At 62.9% G+C, this 19,616-nt stretch carries 21 protein-coding genes; 6 read left to right on the forward strand and 15 right to left on the reverse strand.

The features are described from left to right. Window positions 1-85: 85 nt before the first annotated feature. From E5X88_RS26715 to E5X88_RS26755, 9 genes are all read right to left on the reverse strand, one after another. The gene (locus E5X88_RS26715; protein ID WP_292166543.1) at window positions 86-1,060 is read right to left on the reverse strand and encodes an alpha/beta hydrolase; all 975 of its coding nucleotides are present in this window, start codon (window positions 1,058-1,060) and stop codon (window positions 86-88) included. Between the two features lie 33 nt (window positions 1,061-1,093). Continuing rightward, on the reverse strand, window positions 1,094-1,774 hold the full coding sequence (locus E5X88_RS26720; protein WP_292166545.1) for an isochorismatase family protein: 681 nt from the start codon (window positions 1,772-1,774) through the stop codon (window positions 1,094-1,096). After that, window positions 1,775-3,079, reverse strand: coding sequence for a Xaa-Pro peptidase family protein (locus E5X88_RS26725; RefSeq protein ID WP_292166547.1), 1,305 nt, complete (start codon window positions 3,077-3,079; stop codon window positions 1,775-1,777). It lies immediately after the preceding gene. 193 nt (window positions 3,080-3,272) lie between these two features. Then, window positions 3,273-4,250: a GlxA family transcriptional regulator gene (locus tag E5X88_RS26730; protein WP_292166606.1), complete on the reverse strand. Its 978-nt coding sequence runs from the start codon at window positions 4,248-4,250 to the stop codon at window positions 3,273-3,275. 159 nt (window positions 4,251-4,409) lie between these two features. Continuing rightward, window positions 4,410-5,591, reverse strand: a complete 1,182-nt coding sequence (locus tag E5X88_RS26735) for a cystathionine gamma-synthase (protein WP_292166549.1) — start codon at window positions 5,589-5,591, stop codon at window positions 4,410-4,412. After that, a complete protein-coding gene (locus tag E5X88_RS26740; protein WP_292166551.1) occupies window positions 5,588-7,045 on the reverse strand; it encodes a pyridoxal-phosphate dependent enzyme in 1,458 nt (485 codons plus the stop codon). Before E5X88_RS26740 ends, E5X88_RS26735 begins: the two co-directional genes overlap by 4 nt. 189 nt (window positions 7,046-7,234) lie before the next feature. Further along, the gene (locus E5X88_RS26745) at window positions 7,235-8,563 is read right to left on the reverse strand and encodes an FAD/NAD(P)-binding protein (protein WP_292166607.1); all 1,329 of its coding nucleotides are present in this window, start codon (window positions 8,561-8,563) and stop codon (window positions 7,235-7,237) included. A gap of 77 nt (window positions 8,564-8,640) precedes the next feature. Then, the gene (locus E5X88_RS26750; protein ID WP_292166552.1) at window positions 8,641-9,093 is read right to left on the reverse strand and encodes an Rrf2 family transcriptional regulator; all 453 of its coding nucleotides are present in this window, start codon (window positions 9,091-9,093) and stop codon (window positions 8,641-8,643) included. A gap of 455 nt (window positions 9,094-9,548) precedes the next feature. Further along, window positions 9,549-9,734 carry a hypothetical protein gene (locus E5X88_RS26755; RefSeq protein ID WP_292166554.1) on the reverse strand — a complete coding sequence of 62 codons (186 nt, stop codon included), beginning with the start codon at window positions 9,732-9,734 and terminating at the stop codon, window positions 9,549-9,551. A gap of 307 nt (window positions 9,735-10,041) precedes the next feature. On the opposite strand from E5X88_RS26755, the gene E5X88_RS26760 reads away from it, so the two are divergent. From E5X88_RS26760 to E5X88_RS26770, 3 genes are all read left to right on the forward strand, one after another. Then, window positions 10,042-10,401, forward strand: a complete 360-nt coding sequence (locus E5X88_RS26760; RefSeq protein ID WP_292166556.1) for a septal ring lytic transglycosylase RlpA family protein — start codon at window positions 10,042-10,044, stop codon at window positions 10,399-10,401. Window positions 10,402-10,728: 327 nt separating this feature from the next. Next, the gene (locus E5X88_RS26765; RefSeq protein ID WP_292166557.1) at window positions 10,729-12,006 is read left to right on the forward strand and encodes a polyhydroxyalkanoate depolymerase; all 1,278 of its coding nucleotides are present in this window, start codon (window positions 10,729-10,731) and stop codon (window positions 12,004-12,006) included. A 156-nt stretch (window positions 12,007-12,162) separates the two neighbouring features. Then, the gene (locus E5X88_RS26770; protein ID WP_292166559.1) at window positions 12,163-12,780 is read left to right on the forward strand and encodes a transglutaminase-like cysteine peptidase; all 618 of its coding nucleotides are present in this window, start codon (window positions 12,163-12,165) and stop codon (window positions 12,778-12,780) included. Window positions 12,781-12,786: 6 nt separating this feature from the next. Here E5X88_RS26770 and E5X88_RS26775 read toward each other — a convergent pair whose 3' ends face one another. From E5X88_RS26775 to E5X88_RS26790, 4 genes are read right to left on the reverse strand one after another with little or no spacing between them, the layout of a single operon-like run. Beyond that, a complete protein-coding gene (locus E5X88_RS26775) occupies window positions 12,787-13,155 on the reverse strand; it encodes a helix-turn-helix transcriptional regulator (RefSeq protein WP_292166609.1) in 369 nt (122 codons plus the stop codon). Between the two features lie 25 nt (window positions 13,156-13,180). Continuing rightward, window positions 13,181-13,714, reverse strand: coding sequence for a Smr/MutS family protein (locus tag E5X88_RS26780; RefSeq protein ID WP_292166561.1), 534 nt, complete (start codon window positions 13,712-13,714; stop codon window positions 13,181-13,183). Then, window positions 13,711-14,832: a murein transglycosylase A gene (locus tag E5X88_RS26785; RefSeq protein WP_292166564.1), complete on the reverse strand. Its 1,122-nt coding sequence runs from the start codon at window positions 14,830-14,832 to the stop codon at window positions 13,711-13,713. Before E5X88_RS26785 ends, E5X88_RS26780 begins: the two co-directional genes overlap by 4 nt. A 23-nt stretch (window positions 14,833-14,855) precedes the next feature. Continuing rightward, a complete protein-coding gene (locus E5X88_RS26790) occupies window positions 14,856-15,560 on the reverse strand; it encodes a Tim44/TimA family putative adaptor protein (RefSeq protein ID WP_292166566.1) in 705 nt (234 codons plus the stop codon). A gap of 199 nt (window positions 15,561-15,759) precedes the next feature. Here E5X88_RS26790 and E5X88_RS26795 point away from each other — a divergent pair, with 199 nt between their 5' ends. The 3 genes from E5X88_RS26795 (at window position 15,760) to secB (ending at window position 18,075) form a co-directional block, all read left to right on the forward strand. After that, a complete protein-coding gene (locus E5X88_RS26795) occupies window positions 15,760-16,260 on the forward strand; it encodes an FxsA family protein (protein ID WP_292166610.1) in 501 nt (166 codons plus the stop codon). A 265-nt stretch (window positions 16,261-16,525) separates the two neighbouring features. Beyond that, complete coding sequence (locus E5X88_RS26800; protein ID WP_292166568.1) at window positions 16,526-17,431, forward strand: serine hydrolase; 906 nt, start codon at window positions 16,526-16,528, stop codon at window positions 17,429-17,431. 143 nt (window positions 17,432-17,574) lie between these two features. Then, window positions 17,575-18,075 carry a protein-export chaperone SecB gene (gene secB / locus E5X88_RS26805; protein ID WP_292166570.1) on the forward strand — a complete coding sequence of 167 codons (501 nt, stop codon included), beginning with the start codon at window positions 17,575-17,577 and terminating at the stop codon, window positions 18,073-18,075. Between the two features lie 125 nt (window positions 18,076-18,200). On the opposite strand, the gene dnaQ is transcribed toward secB, so the two are convergent. Both dnaQ and coaE read right to left on the reverse strand, forming a co-directional pair. Next, window positions 18,201-18,923 carry a DNA polymerase III subunit epsilon gene (gene dnaQ / locus E5X88_RS26810; protein WP_292166571.1) on the reverse strand — a complete coding sequence of 241 codons (723 nt, stop codon included), beginning with the start codon at window positions 18,921-18,923 and terminating at the stop codon, window positions 18,201-18,203. A gap of 86 nt (window positions 18,924-19,009) precedes the next feature. Continuing rightward, complete coding sequence (coaE, locus tag E5X88_RS26815) at window positions 19,010-19,612, reverse strand: dephospho-CoA kinase (RefSeq protein WP_292166612.1); 603 nt, start codon at window positions 19,610-19,612, stop codon at window positions 19,010-19,012. Window positions 19,613-19,616: the final 4 nt, after the last annotated feature.

Here is a 19,616-nt window from a genome sequence, read left to right on the forward strand (position 1 = left end):
GCTTGCGCTGCTGGGGGCGCGAAGGATCGCCAGCCTTTGAGTCCCGAATGGCTGCTGCGATTTCCCGCCAGCGGGGAACTCGACGTCAATACGGCCACTCGCCCTTGCCGAGCGTCGCGATGGCGGCGACGATGCGCGTGAACGCTTCGCCGGCCCGTGGCACGGTTTTGCGGGCGCGCAGGAAACTGTGCACGAGGCGCGGTTCCTCGTGCCACCAGGAGCGGCCGCCAGCGGCGAGGATGCGGTCGCGATAGGCCTCGCCGTCCGATGACAGCGGATCGCATTGCGCTGATATGACGACCGTCGGCGGCAGGCCGGAGAAATCGGTGTCGCGCAGCGGTGAGAAGGTCGGATCGTCTGGTGCCTGTGCCTTGCCGGAACGGACCTGACGGTAGAATTCGATGTCACTGAGCGTCAGCAGCGGCGCTTCGGCGTGCTCGACATAGGAGCCGGCGCTCTCATCGCTGCCCAGCTCGGGATAGATCAGCACCTGGCCGATTGCGGGGCGAGCGTGGCGGCGCGCCGCGTGCGCGACCGCGGCGGCGAGATTGCCGCCGGCGCTCTCACCGCACAGCACGATCGGCAAGGCCGTTGTCGCCGCCGCCCATTCGAACACCGCCAGCGCATCGTCGAAGGCGGCCGGATGCAGGTGTTCGGGCGCCAGACGGTAGTCGGCGGACAAGACTGCGAAGCCGGTGCCGGCGCAGATCTCGGCGCAGATGTCGTCATGACTGTCGAGCCCGCCGAGCACGAAGCCGCCGCCGTGATAATAGACGACCATCGCCTGCGGTGCCTTGCCCGCCAGATGGTAGCGCCGGACAGGGATCGCATGGCCGCCGGCGGCAACCGTGCCGTCGCTGGCTTCGACACCTGCAGGATAGCCTCGGTGGAACGCCCGGCACATCGTGTCATAGAGCGCCCGCTGCTGGTCGACCGGCAGGTCCATTTCGGGCGGATACCATGCGTTGACCCGGTCGACATAGGTCCACAGCGCCGGCTCGAGCAGCGTCGCGTATTTTCCCCGGTTTGCTGTCTCGGGCTTTTCGGCGTCACTGACCATCGCCATCCGCTCCCACCAAATCCCCTGGGAGCGTCAGAGCTCGCCGTAAAGGCGGGCCGCGTTTTCATAGGTGAAGCGCAAAGGCACCGAACCTACGACCTGCCATGCATCGACCGTCTCACCTGCCATCAATCGGCACGCGCCCTCGGTGGTGGTGACGGCGCCGCCATAGAGCCGGTTGGCAAGGTTGAGGATGGCTGTCTGGTGCATTGCCGTGCTGCCGCTGCCGCACGCATCCTTGACCAGCAGCACGCGAAAGCCTGATGACACTGCATCCCTGACGGTGGCGTCGATGCAGGCCTCGGTCCACACGCCGGCAACGACCAGCCACTCGATCCCTTTGGCCTTGAGCCGGCCCGCGGCAGGGCCTGCACCGAGGGCGCTGGCCTCAGTCTTGACCAGCATCATCTCGCCGGCGACCGGCGCCACTTCGGGACAGATCGCGGTGAGCGGATCGTCCTTGTCGGAGAAAGCCGACCTGCCATTCGCATCGACCGGATGGAACCGCCGCGCCTCCTTGGTAAGATCGACGATATAAGCCGAATGGTAGAGCAACACTTTGTTGGACCGCGCCGTTGCCTGCAGGCGTTGGACGTTGGCGAGAATGTCGCCAAAACCCTCGACGAGATAGCGCTTGTCCTGCCGATGCTCCTCCTGGAGGTCGACGAAGACCGCGGCCACCGTGCCGCGCTCGATCGAGACCGGGCCTTTCATTCAAACCTGCCTGTCAAGAAAGTCGTCCTCATAGGGAAAGCGCGACAGAAGCTCGGTGCCGGTCTCGGTGACCAGGATCTCGTCCTCGAGCTTGACACCCTCGCGTCCGCCTTTCTCGCCGATATAGCTCTCGACGCTGACCACCATGCCGGGCACGACAAAACCGTCGCGGCCATAGATCTCGTAGTCCATGGCGTGCGCGATGAACGGCGTCTCGCCATGCATGCCGACGCCGTGCATGACCGACGTATAGCGCTGGTCGACGAAGCGGTCCGGGATCTTCCAGGCCTTTTCGGCAATCTCGCGAAACGCCATGCCCGGCTTGACGATCGAGATGTTGTGCTGAACCTGGTCGTGGGCCATGCGGTAAAGCGATTTCTGATAATCGGTCGGCTTGCCCGGCCCACAGCGGAAGGTGCGCGAGAAGTCCGAATAATAGCCGTAGCAGCCGATCGTATCGGTATCCAGCGCCAAAAGTTCGCCCGGCCTGATCTTGCGGCCGCTCGCCTCGTTGAACCACGGGTTGGTGCGCTGGCCCGAGGTGAGCAGGCGGGTTTCGATGAACTCGCCGCCCTGCCGGATCACCTCGTGATACATGATGGCGAACAGATCGTTTTCGGACACGCCGGGCTTGATCGCCTCGCGCACCGCATAGACGGCGGCCTCGGCGCCGGCCATCGACACCTGCAGGCATTTGACCTCTTCCGGCGTCTTGACCGCGCGCACCGCCAGGATTTCGCCCTGGCAATCCCTGATCTCGCAACCGCGCTTTTCCAGCGCCAGCGCCTGCAAATGACCACAGCGATCGAGGCCGAGCTTCATCGAGCCGCCGCCATGCGTTTTCAGCAATTCGGCGATCTCGTCGGCGAACGGGCCTGCTGTTTCGTCGTCGCGGCCCGAGACGGAGGACCAGACCAGCTTGGACGGACGCGCCTCGTCGATCGTGTCGAGCACCATGGAGACATGGTAGCTTTGCGGATATTCGAACAGCACGATCGGCCCTGATGTCGGGATGAAGAAATAGCGCGTCGAGTTGCGCAGGAAATAGCCGAACATATTGCGTGAGCCGGTGGCGTAACGCTGGTTGTAGGGGTCGAATAGCACGACGCCGCCATAGCCGGCCTCGCGCATCCAGGCGCGCAACCTGGCCAGCCGTCCCTTGCGCAGCGCGTCCGCGTCGATGAAGGACGGCTCGGTGTCGGACAGCCACATGCCGCCGGCCGGGTCGGACGCCGCCGGGTGGCGCATGCGGTCCTTGAAATCCACGTCCTCGGTGCTGTCGGGGTCAAAAACGACAATGCTCATGGGTGCCTCCTGGAAGCGGAGAAGATGAGCCATGCCTTGCGCTGAGGCTGTGCGGGATACCGCAGATGTTGTGCTGGATGCCGCAGAGACGCCGGAGGGACAGCACCCCCCTCTGGCTTGCGGGGGAGATGGCCGGCAGGGCCAGAGGGGGGTGGAAAGGAACTCGGCAAGGCGCGCCTGGTGCGACGACGCCCTAACGCCTCCGCGCCACCTTCGGCGCATGCCCATGCTCCTCTCTGAACGCCCGGGCAAAACTCGACATCGAAGCAAAACCGCAGGCCAGCGCCACGTCGCGCACCATCAGCGTCGAATGCGCCAAGAGATCAGCGGCGCGCTTCAGCCGCAGGCGGCGGTAATAGCCGTTGGGCGAGATGCTGAGCTCGGAGCGGAAATTGCGTTCGAGCTTGTCGGAGGACACCCCGAGCCTCTCCGCCAGCTCCGTCATGCCCAGGCGCTCCTCCACCGCATCCTCCATGATGGCGATGGCCGAGAGAACCAGTTCGTTCTGGACGCCGGTACGTAAGCGCAGCGGCATCAGCTTGCGGTCGACGCTGGAGCGCAGCGGGCTGTGCACGAACCATTCGGCGACGCCGGCCGCGAGCTCGGCGCCATAATCGTTGGTGATGATCTCCAGCATCATGTCGAGACTGCCGACGCCGCCGGCCGAGGTGAAGCGCTTGCGGTCGATGACGTAGAGATCGCGCCTGAGCTCGATGTCCGGAAACGCCTCGGTGAAGGCCGCCTGGCTGGTCCAGTGCAAGGTGCAGGCATGGCCGTCGAGCAGGCCGGCCCGCGCCAAAAAGAAGGCGGCATCGGCCACCGCGCCGATATGGGCGCCACCGCGCAGGCTCTTGCGGATCCAGCTCACGGCATCGTCGGCGACAAGATGATCGGCATTGCCGCCCGAACAGACGACGATACGATCAACCTTCGGCGCATCGCCGGCGAAAAAGCCGGGCTGGATGACGACGCCGTTCGAAGCCTCGACCGGCCCTGCGGCGGCGCCGACAATGATCCAGCGATAGCAGTCTTTTTTCGCGAGCACATTGGCCGCGCGCAACGGCTCGATCACCGAACTGAACGCCATCATCGGAAAGCCGGGGAAGACCAGCACCGCGAAGGTGAGGGGGGTGTCTGGGGGCTTTGGCTGGTCGCGCTCACGAATAGTCATGACTTCAACCGTGCCGTCGGCAATTGCAGTGAAGGCCACAATTCTGCCCCTCAACCCTCTGCCGGAACCTTCTCCCCGTGAGGGACGGGGAGAAGGGGCTTGGCCACAAAGCTGGGGCAGCGCCAACGTCGAAGCGGTTGCCTGGCACGCGTCCCCCCTTCAGCTCGCCAGCGCTTGATCAAGATCCGCAATCAGATCGTCGCCATCCTCGATCCCGGCCGACAACCGCACCAAAGAATCGGAAATCCCGATCTCCGCCCGCTTTTGCGCCGGGATCGAGCCGTGCGTCATCAGCGCCGGGTGCTCGATCAGGCTTTCGACGCCGCCAAGGCTTTCGGCCAGCGTGAACAGCTGCGTGTGTTCGAGGAAGCGTTTTGTCCCCGCAAGATCGCGGTCGAGCTCGACCGTGATCATCCCGCCGAAGGCATGCATCTGCCGCCTGGCGATTGCGTGCTGCGGGTGGCTGGGAAGACCGGGATAGATGACGCGGCGGATGTCGGGGCGGCTCTCCAGCCAGTGCGCGATCTTCTGGCCATTCGACGAATGACGCTCCATCCTCAGCGCCAGCGTCTTGAGGCCGCGCAGCGCCAGGAAGCTGTCGAACGGGCCTGATATGGCGCCGATAGCGTTCTGCAGGAATTTCAGGCGGTCGGCGAGATCCTTGTTATCGCCGACCACGGCGACGCCGCCGACCATGTCGGAATGACCGTTGAGGTATTTCGTCGTCGAGTGGACTGATATGTCGATGCCGAGCTCCAACGGCCGCTGCAGATAGGGGCTGCAGAAGGTGTTGTCGGCGACCGAGAGCACCCCCTTGCGCCTGGCCAACGCGGCAACGCTTTCGAGGTCGACGACACGCAGCAGCGGGTTGGTCGGCGTCTCGACCCAGAGCATTTTCGTTTCCGGGCGGATCGCCGCTTCGACCGCGGCAAGATCGGTGAAGTCGACGAAGTCGACCTGGAGGTTGGCCGAGCGCTTACGCACCCGCTCCAGCAGCCGGAAGGTGCCGCCATAGATGTCGTCGGTGGCGACGATGTGGGCGCCTGAATCGAGCAGTTCGAACACGGTGGCGATCGCCGCCAGCCCCGAAGCGAAGGCGAAGGCAGCGGTGCCGCTTTCGAGATCGGCCACCGCGCGCTCGAAGGCGAAGCGGGTCGGATTCTGGCTGCGGGCATATTCGAAGCCCTTGTGCACGCCCGGACTCTGCTGGCCATAGGTCGAGGTCGCGTAGATCGGCACCATCACCGCGCCCGTGGTCGGGTCGTGGCTCTGGCCGCCATGGATCGTGCGCGTCGAGAAGGCCAGACGGTTCCTGCCCGATACGGTTGCTTTTATGGTCATCGTGCGCGGCGCCTCAGATGGTTGATCAGGTCGATGCGGGTTATCAGGCCGATGAACTCGTCGCCGTCGAAGACGATGGCGACCTCGTTGCGGTCGAACACCGGCAGCAGCGCGTCCAGCGTCTGGCTGGCCTGCAGCGTGTGCAGGGTGGAGGTCATCGCCGTGCGGACCGGGGCCTTGAAACGGTCCCAGCGGCTGTCATAGGGGCCTTCGACATGGGCGAGGATATCGCTTTCGTCGACGATGCCGACCAGCCTGCCCTCATCCAGCACCGGCAGCTGCGAAACGTCCGAACGGCGCATGCGGCCATAGGCGTTGAGCAGGCTTTCGTCGGGGCCGACAAACACGGTGTCGCCGGTGCGGTGCGAGCGCATCACCAGATCGCGCAGATCGCCATGCTGCTCCTGCTCGGCCAGACCCTGCTCGGCCAGCCAGAAATCGTCGAAGACTTTCGACAGGTATTTGTTGCCGCTGTCGCAGACGAAGGTGACAACCCGTTTCGGCACGGTCTGCTCGCGGCAATAGCGCAAGGCTGTCGAGAGCAACGTGCCGGACGACGAGCCGGCCAGGATGCCCTCCTTGGAAAGCAGGTCGCGCACCGCCAGCATGCTCTGCTTGTCGGGGATGGAGTAGGCCTTTTTGACCAGCGACAGATCGGCATTGGGCGGGACGAAATCCTCACCGATGCCTTCCACGGTCCAGCTTCCGGCCTCTATCATCTTGCCGGTCTTGATCAACGGCGCCAGCACGGAGCCGACCGGATCGGCGAGAATCATCTCGGTCTTCGGCGAGACATCAGCGAAATAGCGGCCAAGCCCGGTCAGCGTGCCGCCGGAGCCGACCCCGACGACTACCGCATCGACGTCGCCGTCGAGCTGTTGAAAGATTTCCGGACCGGTCGTGGTTTCGTGGGCCAGCGGATTGGCCGGATTGGCGAACTGGTTGGCGTAGAAGGCGCCGGGCAGCTCGGCTGCGATCTTCTCGGCCATGTCCTGATAATATTCCGCGTGACCCTTGCCGACATCGGAACGGGTCATGCGCACTTCCGCGCCGAGAGCGCGCAGATGCTGGATTTTTTCGCGCGACATCTTGTCGGGCACGACCAGGATGATGCGATAACCCTTGGGGATGCCGACCTGGGCGAGGCCAAGGCCGGTGTTGCCGGCTGTTGCCTCGACAATAGTGCCGCCGCGCTTCAGCTTGCCCTGCTTTTCGGCGGCGGCGATCATCGACAGCGCGATACGGTCCTTGATCGAACCGCCGGGATTCTGGCTTTCGAGCTTGATGAACAGACGGCACTTGCCGATGTCGAATTTTGTCAGCTCGACGATCGGCGTCTGCCCGATCAGGTCGAGAACCGATGCATAGGGCGGGCGCAGGCGGGACATTGCGCTGTCCGAGGGGGGACTGCCCAAGGGGGCACTGTCGGGTGCGGCGATCTTATGCTTGCTCATATCAGATGCTCCATGGTCAAGCGACCGCCTTGGGCAGGCTGTCAGCCTATCTTCTTTTCCAGCCGTTTGCAGTCTGAAAGAAGATAGATCGTGCCAATACAATGGCCAGACGGGGAATGGGATTCCGGCTATCGGCCACAGACGCACCCTCGTGCAAATCGCTGCAGGGGCCGCGGGACAGCGCCCCTCCTAACCCAACAATCGTTTGCTCAGTCGCGCGCACTGGACGCGGATATCCGGAATGGCGTCGATTTCGAAGAAGGTGCCACGCGTCAGCGGCCCGACCGCGAGGATCTTTGCTGTTACGGTGTCGTCGCTGGCGATGACCTCGCAATCGTCGGTCACGTCGAGGCCAAGGCGCAGCGGATCCGGCCGGGCCAGCCCGCGATCGACCAGCGACCGCACCACGTTGTTCGACGTGGTCGAAATGTCCCTGGCGATGCCGGTGCAATCGTAGATGCGGGCGACATCGACCGTTTCGAGACGCTGCGTATGGCGCGACTGGACTTGCACGGTGAATCCGTCGCCCGCCGCGATGCCGACCACGCGCCCGGCGACAAGCCGGATGCGGCCCGCTTGAACCGCCTCGGTGACACGGGCGTAGACCTGTGGCGCCATGCGATGGCGGTGGATATCCCACCACGCCTTAGTGTGCTCGACAAAGCGGCGCTTGGCGGAGGATGGCCAGTTTTGCCAGATTTTCTGGTTGAACGGCCTGAGGCCGTCGACGACATCACGCCAGTCGATGCCGGCCTTTTGGTTTTCCCGGATCAGGTCGCGGAACCAGCCGACAAAATAGGAAAGCTGGGTGCCAAGCGGAATGTCGGCGACGTCGAGCTTGATCGGATTGCCCTTGCGATGCGGCGACGGCAGCAGGCCGCGCCGCGACACCGCAACGATCTCGCCGCGATGACCGCGTTGTTCGAGCGACAGGAAGGCATCGACCATGCTCAGGCCGGTGCCCAGCACGAGGACGCGGCTGTCGGGATCGAGCGCGGTGTCGGCCTCCGATCCCATCCTGATCGCGTGGCCCTGGCCGGCGCCCGGCTCCTCGTCATGTCCGGTCGCCAGCACGGCAAGATGGGCGACGATGCTGGTGCCGTTCGCCAGCACCACCTCCACCCCGGACGCGGTCGGCGAGATCGACAGGCTTTCCTCGCGGATCAGACGCAGGCGTCCCGTCTCGCGGGCCTCGAGCTCGTCCAGCAGTTCCTTCAGGTAGCGGGCATAGACGCTACGCGGCGCGTAGACAGGCGCCTGCTCGGGGGTTGCCAGACCGCGTTCAAGCAGCCAGCGCCAGAAATTGCCGGGGTCGTCGGCATAGGCGCTCATACCGGCCGCGCTGACATTGAGCACATGCGCCGACAGCAGCGTGGAATAGGCGATGCCCTGTCCGAAATGCGGACGCTTCTCGATCAGCGTGACGCGGAGATCGGGATTGGGCGATTTCAACAGATGCGCAGCAAGGACGACGCCGCTGGCGCCGCCGCCGACAATGATGATCGAATTTGGGATGATCGAATTTGCGCCCGGTCATGTCCGCACCCGCTGCCTTGGCCGCTTCGCCGATCGTTGCCGGCTCAGGGGTTGCTGGTTCAGGCCTGGATCTTCAACGCAACCGAAAGGTCGTCGCCGCTGGCGATATCGCGCATCTCGGCGAGGCTGCGCTGATCCAGCACCTCGGCGATCGCTTGCCGGACCTCCAGCATCAGATGTCGGACTTGGCATGTCGCCTCGTTGCAGTCTTCACAGCGCTGATACTGGGTGCGGCTGGCGCAGGGAATGGGGGCAAGCGGCCCGTCGAGCACGCGCACGACATGGCCGACTTTGATCTCATCCGCCGGCCGCGCCAGGCGATAGCCGCCCTCCTTGCCCTTGCGGCTCTGGACGAAACCGGCATTGCGCAATTCGCCCAGGATGGCGTCGAGAAATTTCTTCGGGATGTTGTTTCCGGTGGCGATGTCGTTGACGAAGGCGAGCTGTCCAACCGGCAGCCGCGCGAGATGGATGAGCGCCTTGAGGCCGTATTTGCCCTTTTTCGTGAGCATAGACCGAACGTTTCTCTGTCATGCGATGGCACAGGGCCACCGGTTGCGAAACGCCTGGCATGCGTCCCCACCGCGTCCAAGCTTACATGACACATAAATTCTAGTGACATGATATACAAGCCGAGTGCCGTTGATTTTGCTTCGTTTTCAAGTCGCCGCGGCCATTTTAACGGACGTTTGTGACCTTGAGGGTACAGCGACATCCGGGCGGCCGCGATATGGAGCGCTCATCGTCCTCTCCAATTTCTGTAATGTCGATAAGACTACTATACTTAACTTCGAATACAGGAACCAATTTTCAAATCCTCGGCCAACCGCAGCATGGATTTGCCGAAGGAGGGCGTAAACGAGAAATGCTTGTTTGGAGCGGGCCACACGTTCGCCAGTCGACCCGAACGCGGCGAAGTATCAGCGTGGCACCTGGCCCCGGATCAGCGCCCACTCCAATGTGAATGTCAGGTGCGCGAACGGTTCGCCCAGACCAGTCCGGCCAAGCCGACCAGCGCGGTGACGATACCTATATAGAGCCATTGCGACTGGCCGGTCATGAAGCTGCCGCCGACGAGGCCGATGCCTTGCAGCGACCAGAGCGTACCGATGGCGAGCACAACCAGCGCCAGCAGATTCTTGATCAATCGCATTGTCGGAATTTCCTCCCCAAGTCGATCGTCAGTTGCGCCTTGGTCGCGATGACAAAGCGCAAGGAAGCGTATCGATCGCTCTCGCATCTACTTGCATAGTAAGGCCAGATCTTGCCGGAAAACATCCCGGTGCTGGTGCGAAGGCCACCACAGATACATCGGCGTGGCTCCCAACATTCCTGACAAACTGTTTCCTGTCGACTCCAAACGTGTACTGTAGTCATGGAACCGCCAGACGATTGCCGCATTTCGTGCCACATTCGATCCATAACGGCTGGGGTCTGTCAAACGGAGCCATTCCCCACAGATGAAGAAACCCAACCAGACCACGCTTGTCGCGGTGACGATCGCGGCTGGCCTGATGGTCGGCGCATCCGCCTCCCCTGCCGCCGCTCAATGTGGCCGCGCCTCCTGGTACGCGCTGCACTCGAAGACCGCTTCCGGCGAACGGATGAACCCGTCGGCATTGACCGCCGCGCACCGCACCTTGCCTTTTGGTACAAAGCTGAAGGTCACCAACCGCAACAACGGCCGCAGCGTCGTGGTGCGCATCAACGACCGCGGCCCGTTCATCAAGGGGCGCGTTATCGACCTGTCGAAGGGCGCCGCCAGGCGGCTCGGCTTCATCAGCTCGGGCCATACCGCCGTGTGCACAGACCGCCTTTGATAAACGGTTTCCGGTCTCGGCCCGGACACTCGCGCTCCAGTGTATAGCCCGGAATCTTGGTTCCGGAAGGGAGCAGGCGCCGATTCAAGTGTTGGAGCGCCCTTTGCGCGCCCAGGAAGACGCGCGGCGCTCCCAATGCATTCGCAACCGCACACTGAGCCGGCTCTCACCGCTCAAGACCGGTTTTCAACGTCTTGGACGAAAGAATGACCATAAATCACATCACTTGACGTATTGCATCGCAGCAATTTGTTGCTACCTTCCCCGCGAGACATTCAAGGCTCGGCGCTGCCCGTCGTCCCTTCGGTCGCAGCAGCGGGGTTCTCGATGTTCTACCAATTCTACGAATTGAACCACGCCGCCTTGCAGCCGGCACGGCTCTATGCCGACGCGACGCGGATGTTCTACACCAACCCGCTCAATCCTTTTTCGCACACGCCCTGGGGCCGCTCGGTCGCGGCAACGGCCGAATTGTTCGAGCGCACGACGCGCCGCTACAGCAAGCCGCAATTCGGCCTGACGAAGACCGTGGTCGACTGGAAAAACGTCGATGTCACCGAAAAGACGATGTGGTCGCGGCCCTTCTGCAATCTGCTCCGTTTCGAGCGGGCCGTTCCCGCCGGCCGCCGGCCTGATCCGAAGCTGCTGATCGTGGCGCCGATGTCCGGCCACTATGCGACGCTGCTGCGCGGCACGGTCGAGGCGATGCTGCCCCATGCCGACGTGCACATCACCGACTGGGTCGATGCCCGCATGGTGCCGCTCAGCGAGGGCAGCTTCGACCTCGACGACTATATCGACTACATTGTCGATATGCTGCATGCGCTAGGCCCCGACACCCACGTCATGGCGGTGTGCCAGCCTTCTGTGCCGGTGCTGGCGGCGGTGGCGCTGATGGAAACGCGGGGCGACCCGTTCGTCCCTTCGACGATGACGCTGATGGGCGGGCCGATCGATACCCGCCGCAATCCGACCGCGGTCAACCTTCTGGCCGAGGAAAAGGGCATAGATTGGTTCCGCGACAACGTCATCATGCAGGCGCCCTGGCCGGTGCCGGGTTTCGGCCGCGAAGTCTATCCCGGCTTCCTGCAGCTTTCGGGCTTCATGAGCATGAACCTCGACCGCCACATCATCGCTCACAAGGACTTCTTCATGCATCTGGTAAAGCATGATGGCGACAGTGCCGAGAAGCACCGTGATTTCTATGACGAGTATCTGGCGGTGATGGATCTGACAGCGGAGTTCTACCTGCAGACGGTCGACACCGTGTTTGTCCGCCACGCCTTGCCCAAAGGCGAGATGACGCATCGCGGCATGGCCATCGATCCCTCCGATATCCGCAATGTCGCCCTGTTCACGGTCGAGGGCGAGAACGACGACATTTCCGGCCTCGGTCAGACCCAGGCCGCACACGATTTGTGCGTCAACATCCCCGCGGACAGGCATGCCCACTATGTGCAGCCGGCGGTCGGCCATTACGGCGTCTTTAATGGCTCGCGCTTCCGCTCCGAAATCGTGCCGCGCATCGTAGACTTCATCACCAGCTATGGCCGCCGGACCCGCGTTGCGGTGAAGCCGAAGCTGGTCCGCACCGCCAAAAAGTAGGCGGGTCTTGTGCCCGTCCAGTCGATCTGTTGCACAATAGCCGCTTTCCCGACCGTCCGGGTAACCATGTCGCAAATCTGGCCGTTTGCATAATTGACATGGGCTGTAGATCGCCCTTAACCTTTCGTTAATAAAAAACAAGGGTGAGCGGGGACAATGATTTCCTCAATGTTGGCGCGAAAGCTGCGCGTGTGCGGGGTAGCCGGGCTGGTGATTTCGGGAGGCTGGGCGACGGCGGCTTCGGCGGCCGGACCAATGGCAACCGGCGGCCCGACATCGCAACCGATCGGCCATTACGATTTCTGCAAGACCAACCCGGCCGAATGCTCGATCCGCCCGGGCAATCTCGCCCCCGCCACCATGACCGGTGCACTCTGGCGCAAGATCCTCAGTGTCAACGCCAAGGTCAACGCCACGGTCAAGGCGATGAGCGACTATGACATTTACGGCAGGGACGAGGTTTGGGCCTATCCTGTCAAGGGCATTGGCGACTGCGAGGACTATGTCCTGGAAAAGCGCCGCGAATTAAACCGCATGGGCGTGTCCTACGCCAATCTTCTGATGACCGTTGTGCGCAAGCCCGACGGCGAGGGCCATGCAGTGCTGACGGTGCGCACAAGCAAGGGCGACTACATCCTCGACAATCTGAACGAAAAGGTCCGCTCATGGGACCGGACCGGATACCGCTTCCTCAAGCGGCAGGCGACCGACAATACCGGCCGTTGGGTCTCGATCCGTGATGGCCAGCAGGTTCTGGTCGGCGCGGTCCAGTAACAGGCGTTACTTTGGCTGTTTCAGCGCGGCGCGGATCGATGCGGTGATGCGGCGAAGCTCCGCTTCGTCAAGTTTTTCGATGTTTTCGGCCAGAAGATTGGCAAGCTCGGTAGCGGCTGGGGTGAGGCCCGACGTGTCGAGCTTTACCCGTGGGTGCGAGGTCTCGGCCAGCCGCGCGAGTTCTTCCGCATCGTCCCATATGACGTTGAAATAGCCGATGATCTTCTGGATCAACGTCCATGTCGGTGCACCACGGCGCCCATGCTCCAGCGCCGACAGGTAAGCGGCGCTGACGCCGATAGCCTCGGCCATGGCCTTCTGACTGACGCCACGTTCGCTTCGCAATGCGCGAAGCTTTTCGCCGAACGGGGTCACAAGCGCAACCTCATGCCGCGCATCCTCATGGGCGCGCCCGCCGCAGGCGGACATAGAGCGCGCCCGAGCCGCCATGGTTGCGAGCGGCATGGTCGTGGCTGGAGACGAGTGGCCTGAATGCGGGTGTCGACAGCCAGGCCGGCACGGCGCGCCGCAAGACGCCGTCGCCGCCCGACGAGGACCCTTTGCCGGTGATGACCAGCACGTAGCGGATGCCGCCGGCATGCGCCCGGTGCAGGAAGGAAAACAGCAGCGAATAGGCTTCGTCCTGGGTCAGGCCATGCAGATCGACACGGCCTTCTATCGGCAGCCGGCCTTTCGACAGTTTTTCCAGCGTCGGCTCATCAAGCGCATGCGAAACATGCTGCGTCTTTGCCTTTGCCGCCGCAGCAGGAGCCATGGCCTGGACACGCGGCGGTGGCTTGATCTCGTCACCGACATCCGGGCCGATGTCGGGACTGTCGATGGCGGCCCTGCCCTTCAGTGGCTTGGCCGTGCGCGCCACCAGGTTCCAGAGGACCCGGTCGTCCTCGCTCAGCCTGTCGACGCGCCGGGTCATCGCCCCGCTCCCGGAACAAGCGGACGCGGTATCAGCGCATAGAAATCGGCAGGGTTGCGGACAACACCGGCGATATCGCCGGCTGCATCGCCCGTTCCGGCGAACAGGTCGCCGCGGGCCGGCCCGGTGATGGCCGAGCCGGTGTCCTGCGCGATCATCAGCCGCCGGAACGGTTTTCCGTCGAAAGCGGTCAGCGACGGCCCATTGATGTAAAACGGCGTGCCGAATGTATGGAGCAGACGGTCGACAGCGACGGAGCGGCCCCGCGTCAGCGGCACCTTGGCGGCGGCGATCGGGCCAAGTTCCGGGTCGTCGACCCCCATCTCGCGGAAGAAAATATAGGAGCGGTTGCGCCACAGGATCTCGTCCATGCGATCCGGATGCGCTTTGAACCAGGCGCGGATCGACTGCATGGTCACCTTTTCCAGCGGGATCTCGCCTAGCTCGCTCAGGATCTGGCCCGGCCCGGTGAAACGCTGGCCGGATTTGGCGGCATAGGTGACGCGGCAAAGCCGGCCATCAGTCATGATGAGCCTGGCTGCACCCTGGACATGGACGAAGAAAGCGTCGACCTTGTCGGCGAGCCAGGCGATTTCCAGACCCTTGCCGGCCACAGCTTTGCCAGCGAGGGCCCCGCGCTCGATCTCGCCGCGGTCGAAATACTCGACCGGTCCGTTCGGCGTGGCGCGGCCGAAGGCGAGATAGGGATCCATACCGGGCGGCCGGTTGGCGTCGTCGATGTCGACGAGATCGGCTGGGCGCGACAGCAGCGGCACCGTAAATCGTTCGGTTCGCACCGGTGAAGCGTCGACCACGGGTTCATAGAAGCCGGTGACGAGGCCGGCGCCTCCGTTTTCCGCTCTTATGTGTGCCGGGATGAAATGGCGCTCGAAGAAGGCGCGGGCTTGCGCTCGGTCCGTTGGCGAAGCGGTGCGGGCTGCAGCGTAAGCCTCGGTGAAGGCGTTGAAGTCGATACCGAGCCCGCCGGAACGATAGGGCTTGGTCAGGACATAAAGGGCCGAGCGGCGAAAGGCGGCGAAGGCTTGAAGATGGTCATCCTCATCCCAACCGGGCAGATCGCCAAAGGACTTTTCACTGAACGCCTGAGAAAGCGACACGACAGGCCTCGCCGCCGTCCAGTTCAGTCTTCTTCTTCGGTGGCGACGAGCTTCCAGTTCGGGTCGCGCGAGCGCGTGTCGCGGGCAAAGGTCCAGACGTCCTTGACCTCGGCGACGGTTTCAGGATCGCCGTCAATGACGGCGCCGGCCTTGTCGCGCGTCGCTGAGATCAGTTCGCTGACGATGCGCAGCGTGATATGCGCCTCGCCGCCCTTCATCTCGGCGGAAACGATGTCGGCCTTGTCGATGCCGACGAAGGAGGACTGGATCTTTTCCGATTTCGCCTCGCGGTCGCCGATGGCCGCGACAAAGCCGTCATAGACCTCGCGCGACAACAGGTTCTTCAACGTCTTGCGGTCGCCATCGGCATAGGCCATGACGATCATCTCATAGGCCATCTTCGCGCCATCGACGAAGGTCTTCGGGTCGAATGACGGATCATTGTCCTTGATCGTCCGCAGGCCCTTGTTGAGATCGGTGTCAGGTTTGGCGAAGGCGTCGATCGCCGCGTAGGCGTCGACTGCCGGCTCTCCCGGCGCTCGCTTGCGCGGCAGCGAGACCACGTTCTCGGATTTCTGGGCAGCGTCCTCGCGCGTCCGGCCCGCCGTATAGGGGTCGAAGGGCGGACGTTCGCTGCCGGTGCGGCGGCCGAGCACATTGCGCAGCTGGAAAAAGATCACAACCGCCGCAACCAGAAAGAAAATCGTGCCGAAGTCGAAGAATCCCATATCTTCCGCCAATCAATCCCTACTCCGGCCGGACCGCCCGGCTGGCAAATAGCCGCGGTCGCATAGCGTTCAACATTCAAAGCATATAGAACGCAAGCTGCAATCATTCAAATCAAAGGCAGGCATACCTATCTAAAAGGTCCAGTGCCAGCGGCGATTGCTCGCCGGCCGGCAAAACATGGAAACGATCGGTCAAGATTTGCGTATTTCGCTGCTTCCCCTGTTCATCATCGCGCTTCCGCTTCTGGAGATCGCCGGTTTCGTCATTGTCGGCCGCCAGGTCGGCGCACTGGCGACGGTTGGTCTGGTGCTGGCTTCGAGCATAGCCGGTGCGCTATTGTTGCGACACCAGGGCTTCGGCGTCATGACCCGGGTGCGTGCCGAAATGGACGCCGGCCGCGACCCAAGCCGCCAGCTCGCGCATGGCGCCATGATCGTGCTGGCAGCGATCCTGCTCATCATTCCCGGCTTCATCACAGACATTTTCGGCATTCTGCTGTTCCTGCCACCGATCCGCGACCTTGCCTGGCGCCTGCTGAAAGGCCGCATCGTGCTGGCGACCGATTTCGGCGCCGGCGGGTTCCGGGCAAGGCCCCGCGACAAGATCATCGATCTTGACGACAGCGACTATTCGCGCGACGACAACTACCGGCGCGGACCGGATCACAATTCTCCCTGGCGCCGCCTCAAGGACGAGTAGGTCGGACCCAGAGGCGGGTAGTAGACCTCGCGACGATCGAAACAAATTGATACAGGCCTTGATGAAACACCAATGGCAGCTCTGCTACGGTGTCATCTATGGAAGAGCTGACTGGCATATATGATCGAGATGACGGCTGGGCGATCTCTCCACCCCGTGCCAGGGCCATGGATGCCGACGTGCTCAGCGAGCTCGCTCCGCACTTTGAAAACTGGGATGAGGCAAACCTTCATGCCGCACTAATGGTTCGCCGCGGCAAGCTCGTTTGCGAGCGCTGCTTCACGGGCGAGGACAGGGCCTGGGCAACTTCTCTCGACGCGTCACATACCATGCCGGCCTCAGACATGATCTGCGTTCGATCACCAAGAGCATCACGTCACTGCTCTTCGGTATTGGCGTTGATCGAGGATGGATCAACGACCTGGACGAACCGGTCTTTTCATTCTTCCCTGAATACGCCGATCTGAACACGCCGGATAAGGCGCGGATCAATCTTCGGCACCTCCTTACGATGTCGGCGGGGTTCGCGTGGAACGAGGACCTCCCCTATAGCAATCCGGCAAACAGCGAACGGCGGATGATCGATGCTCCCGCCCCCTATCGCTATGTGCTTGAACAGCCGATCAACCGGCCACCCGGTGCAGCCCATTGCTACAATGGCGGCCTGACCGCTCTTCTCGCCGCGATCCTGGAGAAAAGATCAGGTTACCCGCTCGATATCCTCGCCAAGGAGACGCTGTTTGAACCTCTCGGCATCCAGGATGTCGAATGGATACGCTACGCGGACGGCACGCCGAACGCTGTGTCGGGACTCCGCATGCGCCCTCGTGATCTTGCCAGAATCGGCCAGCTTGTTCTCGACCGGGGCATGTGGAAGGGCAGGCCGATTATCTCGGCGGCATGGATCGACGAGTCGACCAGCCCTCATGTGAACGGTGCAGGCCTGTTTTTTTACGGTTTCCAGTGGTGGCTTGGCCGGTCACTTGTCAATCGTCAGGAGATCAGGTGGATCTCTGCGGTCGGGTACGGCGGCCAGCGCCTGTATATTGTGCCAAGCCTGGACTTGGTGGTGGTGGTCATGGCGGGGTTGTACGACAACCCGTTTCTCCAGTCGATGGTCGGAGAAGTCATCCTGCGTCGGTACGCACTGCCGGCCGCGCTTGCGGCTTGATTGATAAGTCCGCTACCACCGTTGCGGATATTCAAAACTCGGACGCTGCCCCGGCAAACCTTGTCTTGTCATGCCGACCATGGTAGCGAACGCCCGATTTCAATCCGGTCAGCGACGCTGCCCAGGCAAAAGGACAACGGCTTATGGCCAGCAAAGACGACGCGCCGACCGGCGCAGCCAGTGGCAACGGCAACGCGGCGCAGCCTTCGCTCAACGTGCTCGCCCAATATGTCAAGGACCTTTCCTTCGAAAGCCCCGGCGCGCCGAACTCGCTGCGCGGCCGCGACAAGGCCCCCGGCATCGCCATCAACGTCAATGTCAACGCCAATCCGCTTTCGGATAAGCAGTTCGACGTCAATCTGACGCTGAACGCCAAGGCGTCCTTCGATCAGGAAGTGCTGTTCAACGTCGAGCTGGTCTATGGCGGCGTGTTCGCCATCAGCGGCTTCCCGCAGGAGCATATGCTGCCGCTCCTGTTCATCGAATGCCCACGGCTCTTGTTCCCGTTCGCCAGGCAGATCATTGCCGAGGCGACGCGCAATGGCGGCTTCCCGCCCTTGATGCTCGACCCGATCGATTTCGCACAGATGTTCCAGCAAAAACTGGCCGAGGACCAGGCCGCCGGCAAGGTCAAGGTGAGCTGAGGCGATTGTTGTCAGGTCTTTGAAAAACCCGGCTTGGCGCCGGGTTTTTTGTTTGGGACGTCGGAGGGACCGCCCCCTTTGTCCGGCAGGACAGAGGGGGCTGCGAAGGATCGCTCCAGTCAAAATCACTGTGTCGCGGAACTCGCTTCCGGGGCCACGCGCAGCCAGAGCGCCTTTTCTCCGAGCGTGCCGACCATACTCGCGTGAGCGATACGATCTGCATCTGTCAGCCGAGACGGCAGCGCTATCGGCCGAACGCCGATGCTGATGTCGATATCGTCGACATTTCTCCTTCCGGCCGCCGGCGCCGTGGCGCTGTCGAGGACAAGCGCCGCCTGTTTGCCGCCGATAAGCTCGATATAGACTTCGGCCAGCAATTCCGAATCGAGCAGCGCGCCGTGCTTGGTGCGACGGGCATTGTCGATACCGTAGCGCCGGCACAGCGCATCCAGCGAATTGGGGCCCATCGGGTGCTTGCGGCGCGCCAGCGCCAGCGTGTCGACGACGCGCCCGGGGTCGACGATAGGATGGCCAAGTCGGCTGAATTCCACATTGAGGAAGCCGATATCGAAAGTGGCATTATGGGCGACCAGCTTCGCGCCGTCGATGAAGGCGAGAAACTCCTCGGCGATGTCCCGGAAGGTCGGCTTGCCGGCGAGATCGGCGGCGCTGATGCCATGAACGGCCTGCGCCTCAGCATGAATCGGACGCCCTTGCGGATTGATGTAGTGGTGGAAGGTGCGGCCGGTCGGGAAACGATTGACCAGCTCGATGCAGCCAAGCTCGATGACGCGGTCCTCGCGGGAATCGAGACCGGTGGTTTCCGTATCGAAGATGATCTCGCGCATCGAATCAGTCCATTTTGCTCCGGCGTCATTCTAGCCGAATCATGCCTAGAACAAAATGGCAACAGGTAACGTGGGCTGCAAGCCTATTAACCAGGCCTAACTGCCTTATCCCCGACTAGTTCGGCGACAATCGCATTGACCGCCGCGCGTGCCGAGTCGAAGCCTAGTCCCGTGTCGATGACGAAGTCGGCGCGCTCGCGCTTTTCGGCATCGGGCACCTGCCTGGCCAGGATCGACGCCAGCTTCTCTTCCGTCATGCCCGGCCGCGCCAGCACGCGGGCGCGCTGGATGTCGGCCGAGGCGGTGACGACCACAACCTTGTCGACGCGGTCCCGGCCGCCGGTTTCGAACAGCAGCGGGATATCGAGAACGACAAGCGGGGCGCCGGCAGCACGGTTCCTGGCTAGGAAGGCGTCGGCGTCGGCGCGGACGAGCGGATGGATGATCGCTTCCAGCCGCTTCAGCGCGGCGGCATCGCCGAGCACCTGCTCGGCCAGCTTTGTGCGGTCGACGGAGCCGGACCTGGTGGCTCCGGGAAAAGCCGCTTCCACCAGCGGAGCCGCCTTGCCGGCGTAGAGGCGGTGCACCGTCTCGTCCGAATCGTGGACGGGCACGCCGGCCTCGGCAAACATCTTTGCCGTGGTTGACTTGCCCATGCCGATCGATCCGGTGAGGCCGAGCACGATCATGTTT

The organism is Mesorhizobium sp., assembly GCF_004962245.1.
Classification (GTDB): domain Bacteria; phylum Pseudomonadota; class Alphaproteobacteria; order Rhizobiales; family Rhizobiaceae; genus Mesorhizobium.